The organism is Bacillus sp. VA13 (assembly GCF_055710085.1).
The window spans coordinates 585,720-608,279 of sequence record NZ_JBVQPP010000002.1 but is presented as its reverse complement, the minus strand read 5'-3'; the positions used below and the strand labels follow the sequence as shown (position 1 = coordinate 608,279).

The following is a 22,560-nucleotide window of genomic DNA, read 5'->3' as shown; positions in this document are numbered from 1 at the left end:
AAAATGCCCGGTCCTTTAGAGGATCGGGCATTTTCGCGCAGAAAAAACTCCGGCTATTGTGCCGGAGTTTTTTAATTTCTTTTCACCAGTCGTTTATAAAATTTCGTAAACGGCTTAAATTTTTCATTCACGAGTCCTGTCACTTCTGCTATGATCTGCATAAAAATAATTAAAATGAAGATAATAAACAAAGAGAGCCAAATTGTGGCACTTTTGAGCACAATTGCACTTATGCTGAAAATAAATCCAATCAGATAAATAACAATGACCGACATCCGATGTGAAAGGCCAAAAGCCATCAGTCTGTGGTGGATATGGGACTTATCGGGTGCAGATATCGGCTGTTTGTTTAATATTCTCCTGATGATAGCAAATGTTGTATCAAAAATTGGCACGCCTAAAATAATAACCGGTATAACGATACTGAACAATGTTACGCTTTTATACAGACCTAATAATGAAAGAATCGAAATACTATACCCTAAAAAAAGTGATCCTGTATCACCCATAAAGATTTTTGCCGGGTGAAAGTTGTAAAACAAAAATCCAAGTGTGCTGGCGATCACAACCAATGAGAGCGACAGAATCAGTACTTTTCCGCCGGATAGCGCCATAACGGCGATTGTTGACAAGCCAATAACAGAGAGACCGGCGGCAAGGCCATCCAATCCGTCAATCAGATTAATCGCGTTTGTAATGCCGACAATCCATAATACAGTCAGCGGATAAGCCAGCCATCCTAACTCAAATCGTTCTGCTAAAAAAGGCACTGAGAAAAAGTCCATTTTTAAGCCAGTGCTTACAATCATAATGGCTACACCTAATTGAATCAAAAACTTAACTTTTGCACTTAATTGATATTTATCGTCAAGAATACCTAACACAATAATGATGAATGCTCCGACTGTAATAGCCGTCATTCTTGTTTCTGTGTAAATACCGGATGCAAGTACGCCTGCAACCACCCCGATAAATATGGCCAGCCCGCCCATCCGGGGCATAATTTTGTCATGTACTTTTCGATTGCTGGGCTGATCAACTGCACCTATTTTAATCGCAATCCTTTTTACGATTGGGGTTATGATTAAAACTGTAAGCAGCGAGACAATAAACGCAACAACAATGCGAATCATGCGTTCGTCAAGCATAAAGAAGTCTCCTTTGGAATTAAATGAAGTCTTTATTTATATAGAGAACCGTTCCTTCCATTATACCTTCTCCTTAGTTATTATAACAAGCTTCATCAAAAAGAAACACGTATAATCAAAAAACGCGCATCCCAAATTATAGGACTACGCATGTTTTTGAATCCCTGTATATTTCATAATTTGTTTAAATAAGCAATTCCAATCCTGTGCGCGGGCGATGTTTCTGCGCATTTCTTTATACGTTTCATCTCCGTTTTGGCCGATTACTTTTTCGCACGCAGCTATAAAATCAAGCGGATGATCGCCTTCTACATATTCGTATACATACGGCTTTTTCATTTTTGAGGTTGACGGAAGATTAGAGCCGACAACAGGCTTTCCAGCCGCTAAAAATTCAAATAGTTTCAGCGGAAACACAGCTTGATTATACGATGATTTTTTATATGGCATGATGCCAATGTCAATAAGCTCCATATAATGCGGAACTTCTTTTGGGTCTGCCGGGCCGGTCCATATAACATTGGGAAGTCTCAGAAGCTCTTGAAACGAAACGTCGCCATTGGTGGCATCCGGGCCAACCCATAAAAATGTCCACTCAGGCTTTTGGAGCGCAGCCTCTTCAATCATTTTAAAATCGAGCTTAGGTTTAATCCCGCCGATAAAGCCTAATACTGTTCCTTCTCTACCCTGCAATATGCTGCGATTAGGAGCCCCCCCTTGATTTGCAGAAAACAGCTCATATTCAACACCGTTTTCGACAGTATGCACCTTTTCTCGCCCTTCAGTCAGTTTTTTATCTACTTCTTTGTGAAGATAATCCGATGAACAGGTAATGGAATCTGCACGATGTATAATTCTCAGCTCCGCCGATTTAATGACTTTTCGCCGGAATTCAGACAGCAGATTTGAACGGCCGCTGATCGGCGCCGCCCATAAATCACTGCAATCATAAATGACCTGATCCCAGGGATACAGCGATGACAGCAGCGGGAATCCGGGGAACGTATACCATAAACAGCAGCGTTCACCGTTTGCAGAAGCAGAGGTCAGTTCATCAAGTAATGGTGAGAGCTTATGTCTGTAAAAGACATCTGTATATCGTCCGAAACGAAACATTTTTTTCTGCAGCAAGTCTTTGATAGCGAATTGCCTGATGCCTGAATGAACTTGCTGAAATTCATTTCCTTGGGGGCGCGGAGCCGGACACACCCAAATGACTTCCTTCGTTTCCTCCTGAGCAGCTAAAAATTCCGCCAGCCGATGCCTTCTGTATCTCAATTGGTCTTTTCCCCATTCGGCAGTGGCAACGATGACATGAATGATTGCTTCTTTTGTTTCCACCTTCATCACCTTTTCTCTCTGTTTGCGGCTATAATCTTTTTTTCACCGCATTTTTTGCATATTGAACAAAACACCATGTTGCTTTCATTAAATGTAGACGTTCGATCTCCCTATAGACAAACCACGTTTTTTTCGCAGCCTTCCATTTGTTGCTGGATATCGAGTTATTTACAAGCCGATATTCAGCAAGGCATTCATTCATACCATATGCGGTAAATCCTTTTTTCAAAAGAGACAGCCATGTGGCCAAGTCCTGTCTCGTTCTGATATTTGGCATTTGGATCTGTCCCGTTTGCTCCCTGTCAATCATCACCGTCAAGCAGCCGATAATCGTATTTTTCAGAGCGTCATCGTACGTCAGGCTTTCCGGGGCATGAATAAATTTATCGAGCGGGGTCCCGTCCTGCGCCATTAAGCTGTAGCCTGTGAAAGAAAACGCACAGGAACGTTCCATCATAAACTCAAGCTGCTTTTCCAGTTTGTCTTCTTTCCATTTGTCATCACTATCCAGAAATGCTACGTAACGACCTTGAGCGTGCTCCAATGCTTTATTGCGAGCAACTGCAGCTCCGCTGTTCTCGTCCAGATACACCACATGAATTCTTTCATCTATCTTTTCATACTGCTGTAAAATGTCGCGTGTGCCATCCGTTGAGCAATCATCCACGATAATCATTTCCCAATGAGAGTGGCTCTGATCTAACACTGAATGAATCGTGTCTTCAATATAGTCACGCGCATTAAAGGAAGGCGTAATGACAGATACGAGAGGTTTCCAATTGGTCATGATCACATCTCCATCGTATGATTTTAAAAGGATTCCCTGAAAAATTCAGGAATGACAACGAACATAAAGGCAATCGTGAGGCCAATCATAACACCGAGAACCGCTTTCTTTTTCGGAGACATTCCGCCGCCTGCTGTCTCACCTACGGTTTCAGAATCAGTGACACTGGCCGCTTTCAAATTAAGCTGCGTGTTTTTCAGCTCATACAAAAATCTCTCTTTATCCACTTTGGAATCCTCGCTCACCGACTCGCCTTCGAGCGCATCTATGCTGCGGCGGATGACGGCTTCTCTTTCTGCATACAGTTTTTGATCATTTTTGAGAAAAGCAGAGGAAATGGCATTTAAGACGGATTCCGTTTTATCCTTATCCTTGTCGCTATAACTCAATGTCAGCAAAGATTTGGATTCCGTTTTGATGGTAAGCTTCTCTTTGATCTCTGCCAAATCTTCATCCTTTTCGCCAGGAAGCGCCTCCTTCAAAAAAGAGTCGCTCTTGAGCAAAAGGGGAATCTCCTCTATGCTGTTATAAACCGGATGGTCATATCTCCCTACAGCTAAAGTGTCCTCAGCTGTATAGCTCTTTTGATCAGCGATCTGTGACGGCAGGATATACCCCGCCGCACCTAATATAATGGGCACTGCTATTATCCAAATGATATTTTTTTTAATGCGACGGGCTATTCTTATCAATATATCGTTCATATAAGTCTCCCTGCTTTTTGTAGTCTGTTTATCTGTACATCGGTTCAGGCATCTGTCTGGATCGCCTTAACACATTGACAGCGGCGATGACGAGTGCCAGAAACACCCAATGGAAAAATAAATTTGAAACAGAGCTTGGGCTGATACTAGATACCAGAAAACTGACCAGAGCAGTAATAAGCCCTTCTGTGATCAGTTTTGACTGATTTTCTAATTTTCTTTCATAAAATTTATAAAGCACCCATATGAGGTAGGCATAAACGGCCAGATATCCCAGCATGATGAACAAGCCAAAGTTAGTAAGGATTTCAACGAGCCAGTTGTGCACCTCTGCCACATTGTCAGTATCATATAAAGCATTGTGCTCAAGATAGTAGGATACATTCCCTGCTCCGACTCCGAATCCGTATGAATCAAGGAAAAAGTGCCATGCGTTTTTCAGCAGATTGGCCCGGGCCACATTTGATGGAAGCCTGTCATGAAATGAATGCAGTGTCTGTGGTGCCAGAAACAGCTCCCAAAACTTTGAATAAATTCGGCTGGCGAAAAGAACTGCAAAAATGGCAATTCCCGCCGCTGACAGCCATATGGCCATTTTCTTTAGAACAGGCGGCAATACAATGAAGATATAGACAGCAATGCCTGCAAAAATCCCCAGAAGGCTGGCTCTTGAACCAGTGGCAAAAATTAAATACAACGTACAGAGCGAAAGCACAAGGCCAATCGCCTTGATGTATCCATTCTTTATGTTTTTCATCAAAGTGATGTAAAAAAAGAAGCTGATTGATAAAAAGGTCGCAAAGTCATTTTGATTAAAAAATACCGAGGTCGGATAATGTTGCTTATATTCCGGTCCGCTGTACAGCGTGGAACTCGGGAGATGATGATGGGTGATATGATTGTAAAAACCAATGATCATTAGGAATACTGTCATCACCAGCCAAATGGCATAAACAATCATCAGCCGCTCCATTTTTTGCACATACATGACAATGAGGTAAATGAAGAAAATTCCCATTGCCAATAAGGCCAAATATTTGATGCCGGCTGTCACCGACTTAGCCCATAGCAGAGAAACAAGGCCGTATATAAACCAAAAGGCGAAAAAGAGCAATATCCCTTTCACTTGCAGTCCGTTCCATCTTTCAATATGTGTTCGATTCCGAACCATCCCGATCACATGGAGGCACCCCGCTGCAATGAGCAGAAGCCTGTAAAGGAACAAACTGAAAAACCCAAGATGTATCGCGAAAAATGCATTATTTAAAAAAGTGCAGGCGATCAAAATATAGATTACAGCCATAAAGAGCCGTTCTTTTGTTGTAAATGCGGTTGCAAGCGTCAGCGCAAACAGACCGATCGCCAACACCGCAAGCAGGGCAGCCATCTGTATGAAACCTATATCTTTACGGATGGCTCCCAGCAATAGGACGACTCCAAATATGACAGCGGCCAGTAACGCAAGCGTATGGACCGCTGAACGTTTGATACTCACATGTTTAACCCCTTTCCTGATGTTTCAGGAGCCGGCGGCCGAGCCTAGCAGCCGGCAGCTTCAACCAAGTAACACTTTTTTCTTTTTATAAATTGACGCTCCCCAAGTCTTTAGCCAACTCCTCGAGCGGCAAGCCCGGAAAATACTTGTCAGAAGGTTCCGTTCCCCGAACAGCAGGACGGCCGATAGAGTGGTAAATGTATCCTGCTGCCTGCATCTCTTCAAGTGAAAATAAATTTCTGCCGTCGATGATGATTGGCTGTTTTAAGAGGGTTTTCACCTTTACAAGCTCCATTTCTTTGACTTCCGGCCAGTCCGTTAAGATCAGGCAGGCATCTGTGCCCTCAATCGCATCATACACATCTGTGTAATACTCGAGCTGTTCGCCAAGGATCGCTGAAGCTTCAGGAATAGCGATCGGATCGTATGCTTTTACATGTGCGCCCAGCTGTTGCAGCATCGGAATAATATCAAGAGCGGGAGCGGATCTCACATCGTTTGTATTCGGCTTGAAGGCCAATCCGAGGACGGAAATGGTTCTTCCTTTGATGCTTCCCATAACAGTTAAGAGTTTATCTACAATATGAACGCGCTGCTTTTCGTTCGTTTCAATGACAGCTTCGATGAGCTTAAATGGATAGCCAGCCGATTTTGCGATTTGAAGCAGTGCGGTTGTATCCTTAGGAAAACAGGAGCCGCCAAACCCAATACCCGCTTTTAGAAACTTTCTGCCGATACGGCTGTCAAGCCCCACGCCATCAGCAACTTTTGAAACATCTGCGCCGACTCGCTCACAAATGTTTGCGATATCGTTGATAAAGGAAATCTTTGTCGCCAGAAACGCATTCGCGGCGTATTTAATCATTTCTGCACTTTCTAAGTTTGTTTTAATGACAGGAGCATGGAAAGGCTGGTGCAGATCCTCAATGATGGCAGCAGCTTTATGACTTGTTGAGCCAATCACGGCACGCTCCATATTCATCGTGTCTTGAATCGCTGAGCCCTCCCGAAGGAATTCAGGGTTAGATACAACATCAAACGAGAATCTTCCCTTTGAAGCTTTTTGAACGATAGATTGAACGAGTTTTCCTGTTCCGACCGGGACTGTACTTTTATTTACGATCACTTTATAGCCGTTGAGGTGCTCACCAATTGTTTTCGCTGCCGCTTTTACGTATGTTAAATCTGCTTCACCTGTTTTGGACATCGGCGTTCCGACTGCAATATAAATAATGTCTGACGCCCGAATGGCGGACGGGATATCGTTAGTAAAGGACAAACGCTGATCCAGCACATTTTTTTCAACTAAGTCTGCAAGCCCTGGCTCATAGATCGGGATTACCCCATTTTTCAGACTTCTGATTTTTGATTCATCGATATCACAGCAAACAACTTTATTGCCGATCTCCGCAAAGCAAGTGCCTGACACGAGTCCTACATAACCTGTTCCAATGACAGCTATTTTTTTCACAGTGCTCATCCCTCTCCTGTAAAATGACCTTCCTATTTATATTGGTCGCAGTTTCTTACGATTAAACGGACGTTTTCATGACCGTCTGATACTGATGATGCAAAGCCTTGGCATTTTTTCCGGCGTCAAATTGAGCCTGCACGATTTCATACAAATCATCTGCTACTTCTGGTTTCCAAATTTGCTCATGTTCGTACAGAGCGATCGCCTCCGCCAAGGCTTGAGCCGATTTCGGTTGAATCAACAGATGCCGATGCTTTCCGAATAACGATGCCACACCGCCAACATCTGTACAGATGACAGGAACCCTTAGCGCCAGCGCCTCAATCACGACAGTCGGCATCCCCTCACTGTAAGAAGGAAGCACGAACATGTCTGCCGCAAGCAAATAGTCTCTTACCTTATGATTCGGCACTTGGCCTGTGACGATATGTCCTTTCTGGGTCAGCATTGATTTTGCAGGACCATCCCCGACAAAGACTGCCTTAGGAGGTTCCTTCAACGATTCGATGGCTTCAGACAGTTCAAAAATGCCTTTCTCCCTGACGAGCCGGCCCACATAGACGGCCAGACGCTGACCGAGCGGGAGCCCGAGTTTTTCTCTGATTTCTTCTTTTGTCTGCTTATTCTCCTGAAAGCGGCTGAGCTGTATGCCGATCGGCAAAACCGAGCTTTCAAAGCCAGATAGCTTTTTGGTTTCTTCCTGGAGCTTGTCGCTGACTGCTAAAACGGCTGACGCAGAACCTACCGCACGATTGAAGGCTTTAAACGCCCCTTTGCTGTAATGCGGATAGACATTCACATCACTTCCGTGCAAGGTCAGAACATAAGGAATTCGTTCTGACTCCGACACGACTGCCGCAGCCCCGCCCGATGGCATGGCAAAATGCGCATGAATTAGATCCGGATGTAAGTCGTGCTGTTTCATTGTTTTTAAAACAGATGATGCGATTCTTCGGTGAGGCTGCGCCCACTTCAGCTGGCCAGGAACTGCTCGATAGAAAGGCCGGTAAACCGGTATCCCCTTCCTAATCTCATACTCCGGTCTGGCATCCTTTTTTCGATATGCCTTTTTCAGCATGCGGACAGGCGCAGAGTGAAAAGGCCTTGGGCATATGACGGTGATATCAAGCCCGAGCTTTTGCAGCTCTTGCACCTGTGTCTCATGAAACACACCCTCACCGGGTTTCAGGCTGCTCGGATATACGCTTGTGATCCACAAAATTTTCATGACAAACGCCCTTTTCTTAGTAGTTTGCTTTTCGTTTGAGGGTACGCTTTTACTAAAAGAAAGAGATAGCATAGCGCCCCGGCCGCCACTGAAATGGCCAGCCGCATTTCTGCCTGCAGACTGAAGTGTTCCGTACCTAGGCTTACACCAAACGCGATGATGGCCATCACGGCTGTGAGCAGAAACGGCTTGATAATCGACTGGAAATAAGCCGAAAGGTTAAGTTTGATGACATAAGCCAGCAGCCAGCGTCCGATCAGGAAATTGAAAACGCTAATGATGGCGTATACCCATGCGACTGTCAGCAGACTTCCCGTTTGAACGGCTGCAAATAATGACAATCCGTACAGCAGCAGTACACCGGAATCCCAATAAAACGCTAAGTCCGCTCTTCCTTTAGCAAGAAGCACAGATCCATTTGGATTCATGAGCACTCTGAGTATCCCGACAATGGCCAGAACATTTAGGACTGGAACAGCCGCAAGCCATTTTTCTCCGAAAACTGCTGCGATAAAGGCGTCTGACACAGACACGAGCCCGATTAACAGCGGAAACGAAACAAGCGCCAGCATTTTTGTCATATTCAGAAAGCCTTCTCTAATCACGCTGTTTTCATATTTGTTTTTTGCGAAAACAGGGAATGCCACGCGTGTCACGATCGGATTGATCTTCAAAACCGGAATGGTGACAATCTGGTAGGCAAGGTTATAAATCCCCAATGCTTCAGCACCAATAAAACGGCCGATCAAAATCATATCGATATTCGCTCCCAGCCTGTTCACAAGGCGGGATGAAAGCTGAAAGGCTCCAAAGGAAAAGAACGCCTTCATTCCCCTCAAGTCAAAAACAAAAGCGGGGTGCCATTTTTTCCGGTATACGGCCCAATATAAAATCCCTTTACTGGACTGCAGCAGCACTTGAGAAATGACGTACGCCAAAATTGCATCCATCATAAAAACCGCTACAGCTAAATATCCGAATGACAATACATTTGAAAAAATCTCAATTTTGCTTAACGTATTAAAATGCAACTGCTTTTGCAGCATATACTGATACTGCTGTCCGATTGGCGCGATCAAAAACATAATCGCTAAAATCCGAATCAGAAACACCAGCTCTTCCCTTTGATAAAATCCCGCAATCACAGGACTGCTCACATATAAAAGAACAAACAGCAAAACGCCGGTCATAATGTTAAGCCAATATAATGTTGACATCTGGCGCTCCGTCGCATCATCTCTCTGAATTAACGCTGCGCCAAAACCCATATCAAGCACAATCTGGGCGAAAACTGTAACCGTTGTGATCATGCCGACGAGTCCAAATTCCGTTAAGGTCATCATATTTCCTAGCAGGGCAAACTGAACGATTTGTATGATTGTAATACACATGGTTGAAATACTTGTCCACTTTGCACCGCTCAAGATTTGTTTAGTAATACTTGGCATCATATTCCCTACTTCTTTTTAAGCTCAGATTGATGGTGAATGCAGGCATTCAGTTTTATCTTGCACCATCACCTGTCCAGACTACTTTACAAGTTTTTAACATAATTTTTAATTCCAAAGTGAAAGTCAGATTGCGAATGTAATATAAATCAAATATCAGCTTTTCCTTCGGCGTCATATCGTAACCGCCGTTCACCTGAGCCCAGCCGCTCAATCCCGGTTTAACAGCCAGACGCTGTGTAAAGCCTGGAATCTCATTCTGGAATTTTTCCGTAAACACAGGACGTTCCGGACGAGGGCCAATCATACTCATGTCGCCTTTCAGCACATTAAATAGCTGAGGAAGCTCGTCAATTCTCGTTCTTCTGATAAAAGCTCCGATCCTCGTCACCCGCGGATCTTGCTTCTGCGCCCAAACAGCACCGGACTTCTCGGCATCTATTTTCATGGAACGAAGCTTATAAAGCTTAAATGGTTTCCCGCCTTTCCCTACGCGTTCCTGCGTATATATGGCAGGTCCCGGCGTCTCCAAACAAATCAATATTGAAAATACCGCAATCATTGGCAGCGCAATCGCCAATCCAATGAGCGCAAACCAAATATCCATTACGCGTTTTACTGCCAAATAACGAGCCGTCTTTTCAGATAATGTAAATGAATGTATTTGCTGGACTGAGAATTCACGACTCACATTCATGCTTTTCTCTGCACTCACTGACACACACCTCACGATTTGTTTGGGATGTTATGATGACCTATGCCAGTCAGTTTAGCAGACGGATGTTAATTGGATGTAAATGGTATGTTAAGAAGTGTGAATTTGTTATTTTTTCTGACATTTAATCGTAAACTTTTTATTGTTTTAGACACTTTTTTTTAAAATTAAGCATATTGTATAAAAAAAGAGACAAACCATTTTGCAGATTTGTCTCTTTTCGCTGCGAAGCATTTAATATTGAAAATAAAATTTTGATTTAGAGGTTAGCAGCTTGTACTGAACTTCAACCATTTTTTCAAAAAAGAATAAGAACTTTTGTTCAACGCACTTTTTTTCTAAAACAAGTACCTGATTATTTTCTTTTGGAATTATTTGATTGTTAGATGTATTTATGGCAAATTCAATTAATTGCTTTTTTTTGTTGTAATTAAAGAATTGTGCTATCAGATTTTCCATGTTTATTGTTATCTTTGTGCCATTAGCTTCTTCAACAATATCTTTAATAGGCACTGACATCTCAGAGTAACCATTACTTACCACAACCTTGGATCCACTCGGTAAGTAGATTAATTTGTTACTAAAAATAAATGACAAGTCTTTTGATTCCTCTTCATATGAAAGCACAGCTTTTGTATAAGCGTGTTTTTTTATATTAACAGAAAGATTGTCATATTTCATAGTGAAGTAAGGTTTTGCACTATAAACATATAAATCATTATCCCCCAAATACATAGCATTTAATGGATACTTGTTTGGATCACGCTTATTTCCTATTCTAACTCTATGTTTGTACCGGTCTATTGATGATTCAATGAAAAAATCCCAGACGCCTAAATCCTCTTCAGCAGATGCTATTTTATCAAACATACATTCAAACTTAAACGTTGAATTTTCAAATAAGGATGGCGAATAGTATTTCTCCGCCTTTGTATCTCGATGAACAAACACTCCAGTAAGAGACTGATTTTTATTCGTTTCATCATCCAGCAATTTGTGCTTAATTGTTCCTTCAATGCTGAGTACACTGTCATTAATTTCAATATTCTTAATAAAATGATCAAGTTTATTTTTATAAGTTACATTAATCAAATCTTTATGAATGTGATATGTCTTTAAGCTGGGGTAGCATGCAATTAGCTCTCCATTCTGGATTTCAGTATACTTTTTGATATTTTTTTCTTCTCGTTCATACTGCGATAACCCTTTTAAATCCTTATTGCGTATGAACATTAACCGTAATTTTATATGAGGTAAGACAAATTGATCTGCTTCCAAAGGAACTGAATCAATAAATGATGACAAATAATGAAACCATTCTGCTCTTTCTTTTTCCTTTTTGATTTTAAGCGTCACGTTTCTTGTCCTAGAGAAATCAAAATGTCTATTTAAAAATACTGCCATCAGCTTAATTTTTCTGGCTTCTTCTAGGTCACTTGCCTTGATAGCAGAGATAATATCTTCCATTGCTCCATAAAAGTTCTCTGGAGGAACATATGCAACACTCATATGTTCACCGTCTCTTTTGACCAGATAGTAATAATCATAGTCAGCTGAAACAGAAATCTTCTTTGCTTTCAAATAAGCGTTCATTGTGAAAACTTGATCTTCCGCCGCCTTTATGTGAGTAGGGAAGGTTATTTGATTTTCTTTTAAAAGTGAGGCCTTAAACAATTTTTGGGGTCCCAAAGTAAAAACAATTTTGGAATCAACCAAATCAACATCCGGGTTCGTTTCCTTAAACATTGATTTTGGTACACCTCTGCCGTTTATCCCTTTTAACTTTCCTAAAGTAATATCTGATTGATTCTCTTTTGAGAAACTGTACCATCTCAGTAATGCCTCTTCACCTAAATAATCATCTGAGTCAACAAATAGAATGTATTCACCCTTTGCTATTTTTATTCCATCATTTCTCGGAGCACCTGGACCGCCTGAATTTACTGTTCTTTCAATAACAACAACATTTTCATATTTCTTTTTATATTGATTCAAAATGTCTAAAGATGAATCCGTAGATTTATCATCAACACATATAATCTCATAATCCTCTTTTGGCATTGTTTGATTAACTAAGCTTTCCAGACAATCTGAAATTAATCCTTCAGAATTAAAAACAGGTACAACAATGCTAATTTTCATCGGTAACCTCACTATCCTTAAATGGATCAGATATATTTTTCGTTATTATAGCAAAAACAAATATTAATAAGAATACGGAAAACCTTAAATTTTGATAAACTTTTACATCTTTGAAATATGCCCCCCTTAATTAATTGCACAAAAAATGCTTACCGACATTTGCCGGTAAGCCATCTCATTGGAATTTCTCTTTAATAATAAGCAATAATTCCTTCATATATCGCTTGTGCAGCTTTTTCCTGATACAAAGCACTTTTCAATTTACTAGCGTCATTTGCATTAGAAATGAATGCCAGCTCCACTAAACTGCTTGGCATAGTTGATTCTCTAATAACATGGAAATTTCCGATTTTCACACCACGATTTTGAGTATTCATTGCTTGATATAGTCTGTTTTGAATTTCTGTCGCTAATCGTTTGCTGTTTGCTGATTCATATTTCGTATAATAGTAAGTTTCTGTACCTGTTGCCGAAGCACTTGCTGAGTTGGCATGGATACTTACAAACAGGTCTACATTGTTAGATTTTGCTTTCGCAACACGCTCGGACAATTCTAAGAATACATCCGTAGATCTCGACATAACTGGTAGAGCCCCGCCTTTAGAAAGTTTGCTGTTCACAAGCTTGGCAACAGTAAGGTTTACATCTTTTTCTTTAAGACCATTTCCTACCGCTCCGCTATCATAACCGCCGTGTCCAGCGTCTATAAACACCTTCTTACCAACAATTTCGTTTTTCAACTGATTGGTAACGACTGTTTGAACAGAAATAGTTCCTCCAAGTACAGTGAAGTTGTTTATGCTGTTAGAACCGATGATTGCTCTAGTGGCAGTTGCCAAAGAGTCCGCTTTGGTAAATAACATAGGTCGATTTTGCTTAGAAGCCAGTGCCGAACCTGCTAGAGCATCAGCATATTTGAATCCATTGCTAATAAATGCGCTTTTAGACGAAGAGTAATACCTTTTGGCAATATTCGCTGCTACTTCAAAACGATCTTTACCACCGATTCTTGTTGGTGAAGGAAGCTGGCCATATATACTCTTTGGAACACTAATTTCCCCTCCAACAACGATAGTAGATGAAGTTCCCTTACTCTTCATCGCGTTTTTTGTAGCTGTTGGAATTGATTTTTCAGTGGTTAGTAGAATGGGTATACCTTGTCTGGCAGCATATGTGCTAATTGCCAAGCTATCAGCATAGGCAGTCCCATTTGCAATTATCGCTTTTGAATTTGATGATAACTTTTTAGAGATATTTTGGGCAACCTCATATCGGCTACTTCCGCCGATACGTTCTACAGTAGAAACACCAAGTTTTTTAAGTTCGTTTACTACATTATTTGATACGCTTATTGTCCCCCCAATTACGAAGACCTTACTCGGTTTAAGCTGGCTAATTCTATTTTTAGTAGCAGTTGTTAATGTAGTCGACTTTGTCAATAGAATAGGTGCATTATACTTATAAGCTAAGGGAGATGCAGTTAACACATCAGCATAAGCTGTTCCATTTGCAATAACAACTGTATTGGCACTGCTCCATCCTTGTTTAGAGACGTTTACAGCAACTTCGTATCGGTTTGCTCCGTCCAGCCTGGTGACAGAGTTAGCAGCAAAAGCATTTGGTATAAACAAAACGACTGCTAGTATCAGGATCGGTATGCTTTTTAAAAAAATCCGCAAAGATAGTCCCTCCAAAGGTTGATAATAATTCATAGCTCAAATAAAGAACGAAGGAGGCAGCGGTGCCTCCTTGAACTCGATCAATCTTTAATAGCTTGAAAGAGTCGTTCCTGGATAGTAAAAACTTAAGATCGTTGTATAGGATTGTCCGGCAGCAGCTCTGGCATTGGCTCCGTACTGGCTCATGCCTATGCCATGTCCGTATCCTTTGCCGCTGATGATAAAGGCGTTTGTATTGTTTGAGACAGACGCATATGTACTCTTCATATTCGAAGCTCCAAGCATTGTTCTCAGCTCTGTAGTTGGTACAGAAATTGTTGCTGTTTTTTCACTCAGGCTTCCATTTGAAAGAATGTAGCCATTTGATTTTTCTTTCACGAAATATGAGAATGTTACACTTGCTGTTTCCGGCCGCTGACCGGCAGTTTTCTCCGTGCTGAATTTCACACTGGATATGTTCGTGATTTTGATAGACTCGGCCCTGCTGTATTTATTTTTAATAAACCAGCTTTTCAAACCGCTCAAATAGGCTGAGTTCGTTTCATTTTTAGTGCTCCACCAAGATCCCGGGCTTTTCAGATTCAGACTGCTTTTATCAAGCTGGGTTTTGTTTAAAGACAGAGACCAGCTGATTTGCGGGTCGTACGTATCTTTTTTGGCGATTAAATAAGGAAGCTGGCTGCTCCACACTTCGCCGCTCGCTTCTGAGTACCCACCGTTGCTTGATGAGTAAGTAGCTGAAATCAAATTCCCATTATACTTGAGGACTTTTCCTCTTGTTGATTCCACTACCTCAGAAGTCTTAGAATTCCAGTCATAGCCTCCGTATACTTGAAATGCCGTTGTATCTTTCACTTCCTTTCCAGCATAAGAGACTGAATACGTTCGTGCTGCAACGGCCTGGGCTTTTAAAGCTTCCTTCTGCCAGCTTGCAGGCATTTCATGAGGAACTACTCCCTTTAAGTAATCTTCAAAAGGAATGTTTACATTGATTGGTCGGATATATTTTCCTGACTCAATTGTAAACTTCATGTTTCCCAGATAAGGCGTCCCATTTAAACTGATAGAGTTTGTAGTTGAGTATTTTTTAGGCTGTGCTGTGAATGAAGTTCCAAGTGTCTTAATTGCCGTGTTATTTTTATAAAGAACTAAGTTTCCTTTTGATAGGTTAACTGAATATCCTGTTCCAGCAAACGTATCAGACAATTTGTTTTTCAACGAATCCGTTATAGAGATGTTTCCTCCAAGCAACGCAAATGATTGAGTCCCTTTCTCAGCAACAACGTTTGCGACTGAAGAAGGAAGACTGTCTGATTTAACCAACAATAAAGGGTTTCCTTGTTTTGCTGCAAGAACAGATCCTGTTAAAGCATCAGCAAATGTTTTACCATTAGACATAAATACTTTGTTTGCTTTCATATTTAATTCTTTAACGATATTGGCCGACACCTCATACCTTGAGGCACCTCCAATTCGTTTAACAGAAGCTTTCTTCTTTAAAGTAGCTTCAACGCCAGTGCTGACACTCAACGGTCCTCCGACAATGGTAACCTTACTTGGAATCTTATAATCACTGCGGAAAGTATTGTCTCCCGCGAGCAATATCGGATAACCGTTCATTGCCGCATATGGCGCAATTGACAGGGCATCAGAAAAAACCTTTCCGGTTGCTACTACAGCCTGACTGTAATTTCCCATTCTGTCTGCTATGTTTTTAGAAACTTCATAACGGCTAGCTCCACCAATCCTATCTATAGAGCCATATTTTTTTAAAGTCTTCTCTACATTTTTTGATACGCTGATTGTTCCGCCAATAATTAAAATGTTATCAGGATTTAATTTGGCAATTTCACTTTCTGTTTTAGCCGTCAATTTTGACGCGCTCGTTAAAAGAATAGGTGCATCATACTTTTTTGCCAGCGGAGCTGCTGAGAGAGCATCCGCAAACGCATCACGGTTTACAATGACCACAGTTGCAGGATTTGTCCAACCTGCTGAAGCAACATTATTGGCTACATCATACCGAGTAGCTCCACCGTAGCGTTCTGTATCTGCAATTTTCGACCCCGGAATTTCATAACTGCCGGTAATATCAACATCCAAACTGGATTTGTTCCCTACATAGTTACTCAGTTTCACCGAAATCGTTTTATCGGCAGCTTTGGCAGACTGCATAAACGCCGGATAAAAAACAGATGCTGCAGCCACTGACAATAAAAACAGAAGCTTTAGTTTTTTCAAAACTAGTAATCCCCCCTGAAGTTAAATTACTTTGTCTCTAGTTTTTTTAGTTGCAAGACGCCATTTGATTCTTTTGCATAAGTGACAGAAAGCTTTTGACCTTCTGAAATACTATTCACCTTATCTTGAAGCTCTGAGTCTTCTACCTGAATTGAAGTTTCTTCTCCATCAATTGTGACTGCAATTGTGTGACTGTCTGCCAACCCGGCAAACGTTCCTTCCTTCGTTACAGTTTCAACAGTTTCACTCTCGGCCTCTGCATTTGTGTCAGTACCTGTTGAGTTTTCTGCAGTTCCACACGCTGACAATAGAAGCAGCATTGAGAACATTAAAACAGCTAGTTTTTTCATATTCATCACCTCTCCTCTTCTTATCGACAATTTTAAGCTTATTTTAAGATTTCTTTCAAAACAACGAAAAATTTTTGCGGATTTTCTTAAAATACCGAAACATTTGTTACAAGCGACCGTCTATTGTAAAGAATCAGACAAATTTTAGTTGTTTTCAAATATTAAGAAACTTATAATCGTACTAGATTACAAAAAAGCGAGGACTTTATTATGAGAGCTGAAAAAAGAAAGAAAAAAAGAAAGGCGTTACTTGTCATTTTAGCCATTGTAGCCGTATTTGTACTTGGAACTGGCGGCTATGCATACTACTTATGGCATAAAGCAGCTTCAACCGTGGCAAGTATTCATGAAAGTATTGATAAATCTAAAAAAAGGGATACTGAGGTCAATATCAATAAAAAAGACCCGTTTTCCGTCTTAATTATGGGTGTGGATGAACGCGACGGCGATAAAGGCCGTGCCGACACGCTCATTTATATGACCGTTAACCCAAAAACGAATACAACTGACATGGTCAGCATTCCGCGTGACACATATACAAAAATTATCGGGAAAGGCACAATGGATAAAATCAACCATTCATACGCATTCGGCGGCACACAGATGACGGTTGACACGGTTGAGAACTTCCTCGATGTTCCGGTTGATTATTTTGTAAAAGTGAACATGGAAAGCTTTAGAGACGTTGTTGATACACTTGGCGGCGTCACAGTAAACAGCACATTCGCGTTCAGCTATGACGGTTATTCGTTCGGCAAAGGAGAAATCACGCTGAACGGAAAAGAGGCGCTCGCCTATACCCGGATGAGAAAAGAAGATCCGAGAGGCGATTTTGGCCGTCAGGACCGCCAGCGCCAAGTGATTGAAGGAATCATTAATAAAGGCGCAAATATTTCTTCCATCACGAAATTTGGAGATATGTTTAAAGTCGTTGAAGATAATGTGAAAACGAATTTGACCTTCGATGACATGTGGGATATCCAATCTGACTACAAAGGCGCTCGTAAAAATATTAAACAGCACGAATTGAAAGGTACTGGCACGAAAATCAACGGAATTTACTACTATCAAGCAGATGAAAGCGCCCTTTCTGATATCACAAAAGAGCTGAAGGAAAGCCTCGAAAATTAAAACAAAAAGAAGCTTCGCACAGTGTGCAAAGCTTCTTTTTTATTTGCCTGTAAATGAATCTGGATGTTCTTTCCGAAACCCGTAGTGAAACAGCAATTCTTCCACAATCCGGCGGGAAGCCTCACCATCGCCATACGGATTAGAAGCGTAGGACATTTTCTTGTACTCATCATCATCAGTTAACAGCTGTTTTGTCAACTGATAAATGTTTTCCTCATCCGTCCCTGCAAGTTTCAGCGTTCCTGCTTCCACTCCTTCAGGGCGTTCCGTCGTATCGCGCAGCACAAGCACCGGTTTCCCGAGAGAAGGCGCTTCCTCCTGCACGCCGCCCGAATCTGTCAAAATAAAATGCGATTTTGCCGCAAAGTTATGGAAATCAATGACTTCTAAAGGTTCAATCAGATGCACTCTGTCAGAATCGCCAAAATGCTTCTGAGCCGCTTCCCGGACAACAGGATTTAGGTGCACAGGGTAAACGACCTGTACATCGTTAAATTCCTCAACAATTCTTCGGATAGCCTTGAACATGTTTTCCATTGGCTCACCCAGATTTTCCCGACGGTGCGCGGTCAGCAGAATCATTTTATCCTCACCTACCTGATCGAGGACAGGATGAGAATAGCCTTCCCTCACCGTTGTGCGGAGTGCATCAATCGCTGTATTGCCTGTCACAAAAATAGAGTCGGCCTTTTTATTTTCTTTTAATAAATTGTCTTTCGCCTGGCCTGTCGGCGCAAAATGCAAATCAGCAATCGCCCCGGTCATCTGGCGGTTGAGCTCTTCCGGAAACGGGGAATACTTATTACCTGTACGGAGCCCGGCCTCCACATGGCCGACAGCAATTTGATGATAAAAAGCGGCTAGGCTTCCGGCAAACGTCGTCGTTGTATCACCATGGACAAGCACAATATCGGGTTTGATATCTTTAAACAGCTCATCCAATTTCACAAGTGCGTTAGACGTAATCTCTGCCAGTGTCTGCCGCTCCTTCATAATGTTCAAATCGAAGTCAGGCTTGATGTGAAACGCATCTAGAACCTGATCTAGCATTTGTCTGTGCTGGGCAGTGACCGTTACATAGGAATCTATTTCAGGATATTTTTTCAATTCCAGCACAAGCGGTGCCATCTTGATCGCTTCAGGCCTGGTCCCAAAGACGGTCATGACTTTTAGTTTTTTCATATTTGTCACCTGGTTTCTTTGTTTAACGGGCTGTTAGATAGAATTTTGATGATTTGATTGTATAAAGGTCTACTTTCTTCTGAATGGTTTCCATAGCCCTTTCAATACATTCTACGAAAATAAGATTTGTTCATTATCACAGTATTACCGTATAGTTCAATTATTATTTAAATCGCTTTTACAGTAAACGATCATATAATGAACAAAAAGGGTAAGAAATTACTTCGCTCGATCAAATACGCCTTCCCATCTTTCAACTAAGCGTTCTTCACTGTATTCCGTATCCATTAATTGTTTTGCATTCAATCCATATTCAATGGCTTTCTCAGGATTGTCATACAGATAAATCATCTTTTCTGCAAGCATATCAATATTATCAGGTTCTACAAGCAATCCCGTTTCATGCTCTTTTATAAGATCACTAGGACTGTATTTCACATCAAAACTAATAACCGGAGTTGCGCAAGAGAACGATTCACAAATGGCAAGGCTGAACCCTTCATATTTTGAAGTTAATAGAGTGGCAAGCGCCGACTGATAATATGGTGCTGGGTTTTCCACATATCCCTTCAAATGAACATTATCAAGCTGCAGCTCACGGATCAAATGTTGGTATTGCTCGTAATCAGGTCCACTTCCATATATATTAAGGACAATATCAGGTCGGGATTTTTTCACAATCCCCATTGCTTTTATTGCTTTATCTATCCCTTTTTCCTCATGATATCTGGCCACCATGACAAACTCGTTTTTCTTTTTTTCAAAGGTCTTTAACTTCTCAAGTCTTCTCGGTGCATGAGGAATAACATAAATATTATTTTTAGATTCATATTCTTTCTGAATATCTTCTTTTTGATTATTTGTTAATACAATAAGTCCATCAAAGTCTTTTATGTGTTCCAAGACATATCGATGATTTTTTTTCACTTCACTGCCTAAAGTATGTGGATAAGTAAAATGATTAGAATGGATACAATAAAAACGTTTAGCTAAATCTTTTTTCATTTCATTCACTTTCGAAGCACTTCCCACCCCATCACAGATGATAATAGGGTCCTTATCTTGCTTGCACAACTTCTCAAGCCAATAAGTATGAAAAGAATGCTTATTTTTGAAAAATATTGCTGAATTTTTATTTCGTTCAAACAATGTTACTCCCTGACTGACTCCTGTCTCAAAGTGAAACCATTCTGTTAAATAACAAAAACCATCAGGCACTAGATATTGAACTTGAGTTTCTTTACCTGTTCGTTGATCAAAAAATATCTTTCTTGTCACATATTCTCTATGAAATATTTTCCTCTTTGTTCTTTGCATATTTTCATTATAGTAATCAATGTAAAGAAGTTGTCCATCTGTATTCCATTTTTTCTTTTTGACATATAAACCATTTTTAAAATACGCTGCTTCTAATAACTCTTTATCATAAGACACTGCATAGGATTCTTCATATAGTTTTACATTTTGCTGATAATCATGCGGCGGCTGTTCAGGACTAGGCTCAAATGAACTATTCTTATATTTATAATAATCATAAACATTGATAATACTCACGTTAGTATGCAGCCTTCCTGCATTTTTTAAGCTTCTCTCAACTTCCTTATAGTTGTCTTTGTAATCAAATGTAACCAAATCAATATTATATCCGTGCTCCGCAAAAGTATAAGATCTTGACATCATGGAGCTTATGATGCCGCCTTTGTTTATATTGACCTGATAATTCACTGAGAAAATCCTTTTCATATACAAGCTCCTTGTCACCATTTACTTCTCATATTTGAGTACTGACATACGTTTAAACATTTTGCGTTTTAAACCTTCGGCAGCCTTTATCGTAAAGTGATGATTTTCCTCTGTCATTTTGACACGCCATCCTTTACTAGCCTGTTCATTTGAAACATCTATCTTTCCTTCAGTGACACTTAATTTTTCTTCAAAGTATTTATTATCCCATTCCACGCACAAATAAATGTCAATGTCAGACGGCATATCCAATACAGTACGTAATGAAACAAGACCGCTAACCGCAAACTCCAAGCTTGAGACCTCATGGATTTTCACCGCAGATGTAGAGACTGAATTGCTTTTTCTATTCCTTAATTTCCAATAAAACCTGCCGCGTCCTTCAGATTGTTTAGGAAGTTTCCCTTCAAAACGGATCTTTGCCGAAACATAGAGGTTTAACTTTGGCTGCCATTCAGCCTTTGACAGATTAGCGTGCATCTTGATTAAGTTATTATTATACGGAACATTATCAACAAGTTCTCTAATAAACCTTTTACGAATGAACGGTTCTTCTGAAACATAGTAAATACTTATTCGAGGACCAGTCTTTGCAATGACTTCGTTATATCTTTTCATAGATGGAAGACAGAGTGCATCAATGTTATTTATTTCATCCTCTATATTATCAATCGAATGATTCACCTCAATAAATCCTTTATAAAATGATGGAGTATCTGGTAAAGAGCGTATCAGTGAATATATCTCCACTTCGGACATCATAAATAAATAATCAGAATTATTTATTAGAGATTTTAAAAAATAAAAAACAAGCTCTTTTTCTGAATAAAATACTTTATCTATTGTATCCCTACCTTCAAATAGAAAGATTTTATCAATGTCTCCGTCTTTCTTATACCACTTGGTCATATAACAAGTGCCGTCTTTTTTTAAATAAAGCTGCTGTTTTGGCTGATTAGTCTCCAAATCCATATAGATTAAACTATGGACATGTCCAGATTTAGTATACTCTTCTCTTTTAAATCTTTGCCTGCTGTCGTTAAAATAATCTGTTACAACCAACTGACCCGCTGAAGAAAACCGTTGATATTTCACATACTTCCCATTTTTATAATATCGGTATATAGGTTTCTCCGGCGTCTTAACATAAGTCAAACCCTCTTCCCCAACTGGATGATCAACCTTTGAAGCATCAGACTCAGGACCTTTCAAAAAGTCGTACATATTTAAGACGCTCGAATCTCTAAAAGTAGATGAAACATCAGGATCATATTTAAAAGTCACAATATTCAAAGGATAATTCCAATCAATTGTGCTCACATTTTGTTTTTTTGCAATATGAAGCGCAGAACAAACAAACGCTAAATTCGGCTTTATACTCATCATAGACACGATTACCTTTCTTAATAAGAGCAATACGGTGACGCTCATTTTCAGAAATTCATTATATCATGTTTCAAAACATGGCTCTAGGATAGGGTAAAGTCAATATAAATGAGCTAAAAAGCTTTACGATATTCCCCATAAATAATAAAGGCATAATTCCAAAGTTAAAATCGGTAGATTTTATGTATTATACTATTTCACAAATTATTTTGAATAACTTTTCACTGTACAATAGATTCCTATGCATTGTTATTTGTGCAATTGATCATCCTCTCAACTAAACCTATTTACAATTTTCAGTTGAACAATTGATATAAGAATGTAAGTTTAATATTTCTTGTTTAATATTGGTTTTTCTTATATGAT

At 40.3% G+C, this 22,560-nt stretch carries 17 protein-coding genes; 1 reads left to right on the top strand and 16 read right to left on the bottom strand.

The window, feature by feature from the left end:
• Positions 1-71 precede the first annotated feature (71 nt).
• The 13 genes from AC0C66_RS11215 to AC0C66_RS11155 all read right to left on the bottom strand — a co-directional run bounded on the left by AC0C66_RS11215 (position 72) and on the right by AC0C66_RS11155 (position 16,752).
• Positions 72-1,148 (bottom strand): MraY family glycosyltransferase, encoded by a 1,077-nt coding sequence (locus AC0C66_RS11215; RefSeq protein ID WP_061186932.1) that lies wholly within the window; start codon positions 1,146-1,148, stop codon positions 72-74.
• A gap of 144 nt (positions 1,149-1,292) precedes the next feature.
• Entirely contained in the window at positions 1,293-2,489 is a 1,197-nt protein-coding gene (tuaH, locus tag AC0C66_RS11210; RefSeq protein WP_072183705.1) for a teichuronic acid biosynthesis protein TuaH, read from the bottom strand.
• A 28-nt stretch (positions 2,490-2,517) separates the two neighbouring features.
• Positions 2,518-3,276, bottom strand: a complete 759-nt coding sequence (tuaG, locus tag AC0C66_RS11205; protein ID WP_072183701.1) for a teichuronic acid biosynthesis protein TuaG — start codon at positions 3,274-3,276, stop codon at positions 2,518-2,520.
• Positions 3,277-3,299: 23 nt separating this feature from the next.
• Complete coding sequence (tuaF, locus tag AC0C66_RS11200; RefSeq protein WP_326198478.1) at positions 3,300-3,980, bottom strand: teichuronic acid biosynthesis protein TuaF; 681 nt, start codon at positions 3,978-3,980, stop codon at positions 3,300-3,302.
• 28 nt (positions 3,981-4,008) lie between these two features.
• A complete protein-coding gene (gene tuaE, locus AC0C66_RS11195) occupies positions 4,009-5,475 on the bottom strand; it encodes a teichuronic acid biosynthesis protein TuaE (protein WP_014115370.1) in 1,467 nt (488 codons plus the stop codon).
• 85 nt (positions 5,476-5,560) lie between these two features.
• A complete protein-coding gene (gene tuaD / locus AC0C66_RS11190) occupies positions 5,561-6,946 on the bottom strand; it encodes a UDP-glucose 6-dehydrogenase TuaD (RefSeq protein ID WP_087987595.1) in 1,386 nt (461 codons plus the stop codon).
• Between the two features lie 61 nt (positions 6,947-7,007).
• Positions 7,008-8,177: a teichuronic acid biosynthesis protein TuaC gene (gene tuaC, locus AC0C66_RS11185; protein ID WP_061186937.1), complete on the bottom strand. Its 1,170-nt coding sequence runs from the start codon at positions 8,175-8,177 to the stop codon at positions 7,008-7,010.
• Entirely contained in the window at positions 8,174-9,625 is a 1,452-nt protein-coding gene (gene tuaB / locus AC0C66_RS11180) for a teichuronic acid biosynthesis protein TuaB (protein ID WP_041521199.1), read from the bottom strand. Before tuaB ends, tuaC begins: the two co-directional genes overlap by 4 nt.
• A gap of 55 nt (positions 9,626-9,680) precedes the next feature.
• Positions 9,681-10,340: a sugar transferase gene (locus AC0C66_RS11175; protein WP_014115374.1), complete on the bottom strand. Its 660-nt coding sequence runs from the start codon at positions 10,338-10,340 to the stop codon at positions 9,681-9,683.
• A gap of 234 nt (positions 10,341-10,574) precedes the next feature.
• Entirely contained in the window at positions 10,575-12,482 is a 1,908-nt protein-coding gene (locus tag AC0C66_RS11170; RefSeq protein WP_088679697.1) for a glycosyltransferase, read from the bottom strand.
• 191 nt (positions 12,483-12,673) lie between these two features.
• Positions 12,674-14,161: an N-acetylmuramoyl-L-alanine amidase gene (locus tag AC0C66_RS11165; RefSeq protein ID WP_072183462.1), complete on the bottom strand. Its 1,488-nt coding sequence runs from the start codon at positions 14,159-14,161 to the stop codon at positions 12,674-12,676.
• Positions 14,162-14,248: 87 nt separating this feature from the next.
• On the bottom strand, positions 14,249-16,402 hold the full coding sequence (locus tag AC0C66_RS11160) for a SpoIID/LytB domain-containing protein (protein WP_072183459.1): 2,154 nt from the start codon (positions 16,400-16,402) through the stop codon (positions 14,249-14,251).
• Positions 16,403-16,428: 26 nt separating this feature from the next.
• Entirely contained in the window at positions 16,429-16,752 is a 324-nt protein-coding gene (locus AC0C66_RS11155; RefSeq protein ID WP_072183461.1) for a hypothetical protein, read from the bottom strand.
• A gap of 210 nt (positions 16,753-16,962) precedes the next feature.
• On the opposite strand from AC0C66_RS11155, the gene tagU reads away from it, so the two are divergent.
• Positions 16,963-17,883 carry a polyisoprenyl-teichoic acid--peptidoglycan teichoic acid transferase TagU gene (gene tagU, locus AC0C66_RS11150; RefSeq protein ID WP_072183458.1) on the top strand — a complete coding sequence of 307 codons (921 nt, stop codon included), beginning with the start codon at positions 16,963-16,965 and terminating at the stop codon, positions 17,881-17,883.
• A 39-nt stretch (positions 17,884-17,922) separates the two neighbouring features.
• Here tagU and wecB read toward each other — a convergent pair whose 3' ends face one another.
• From wecB to AC0C66_RS11135, 3 genes are all read right to left on the bottom strand, one after another.
• Complete coding sequence (gene wecB, locus AC0C66_RS11145; RefSeq protein WP_079288829.1) at positions 17,923-19,065, bottom strand: non-hydrolyzing UDP-N-acetylglucosamine 2-epimerase; 1,143 nt, start codon at positions 19,063-19,065, stop codon at positions 17,923-17,925.
• Between the two features lie 219 nt (positions 19,066-19,284).
• Complete coding sequence (locus AC0C66_RS11140) at positions 19,285-20,808, bottom strand: glycosyltransferase (RefSeq protein WP_090557045.1); 1,524 nt, start codon at positions 20,806-20,808, stop codon at positions 19,285-19,287.
• A 21-nt stretch (positions 20,809-20,829) separates the two neighbouring features.
• Positions 20,830-22,194 carry an alpha-glucosyltransferase N-terminal domain-containing protein gene (locus tag AC0C66_RS11135; RefSeq protein WP_088679695.1) on the bottom strand — a complete coding sequence of 455 codons (1,365 nt, stop codon included), beginning with the start codon at positions 22,192-22,194 and terminating at the stop codon, positions 20,830-20,832.
• Positions 22,195-22,560: the final 366 nt, after the last annotated feature.

What these genes read in the sequence shown, in the direction of transcription:
- AC0C66_RS11135 (WP_088679695.1), bottom strand. Translation starts at nt 22,194, where the DNA reads ATGATGAGTATAAAGCCGAATTTAGCGTTTGTTTGTTCTGCGCTTCAT.
- tuaF (WP_326198478.1), bottom strand. Translation starts at nt 3,980, where the DNA reads ATGAACGATATATTGATAAGAATAGCCCGTCGCATTAAAAAAAATATC.
- wecB (WP_079288829.1), bottom strand. Translation starts at nt 19,065, where the DNA reads ATGAAAAAACTAAAAGTCATGACCGTCTTTGGGACCAGGCCTGAAGCG.
- tagU (WP_072183458.1), top strand. Translation starts at nt 16,963, where the DNA reads ATGAGAGCTGAAAAAAGAAAGAAAAAAAGAAAGGCGTTACTTGTCATT.
- AC0C66_RS11155 (WP_072183461.1), bottom strand. Translation starts at nt 16,752, where the DNA reads ATGAAAAAACTAGCTGTTTTAATGTTCTCAATGCTGCTTCTATTGTCA.
- tuaB (WP_041521199.1), bottom strand. Translation starts at nt 9,625, where the DNA reads ATGCCAAGTATTACTAAACAAATCTTGAGCGGTGCAAAGTGGACAAGT.
- AC0C66_RS11170 (WP_088679697.1), bottom strand. Translation starts at nt 12,482, where the DNA reads ATGAAAATTAGCATTGTTGTACCTGTTTTTAATTCTGAAGGATTAATT.
- tuaG (WP_072183701.1), bottom strand. Translation starts at nt 3,276, where the DNA reads ATGACCAATTGGAAACCTCTCGTATCTGTCATTACGCCTTCCTTTAAT.
- tuaC (WP_061186937.1), bottom strand. Translation starts at nt 8,177, where the DNA reads ATGAAAATTTTGTGGATCACAAGCGTATATCCGAGCAGCCTGAAACCC.
- AC0C66_RS11140 (WP_090557045.1), bottom strand. Translation starts at nt 20,808, where the DNA reads ATGAAAAGGATTTTCTCAGTGAATTATCAGGTCAATATAAACAAAGGC.
- AC0C66_RS11215 (WP_061186932.1), bottom strand. Translation starts at nt 1,148, where the DNA reads ATGCTTGACGAACGCATGATTCGCATTGTTGTTGCGTTTATTGTCTCG.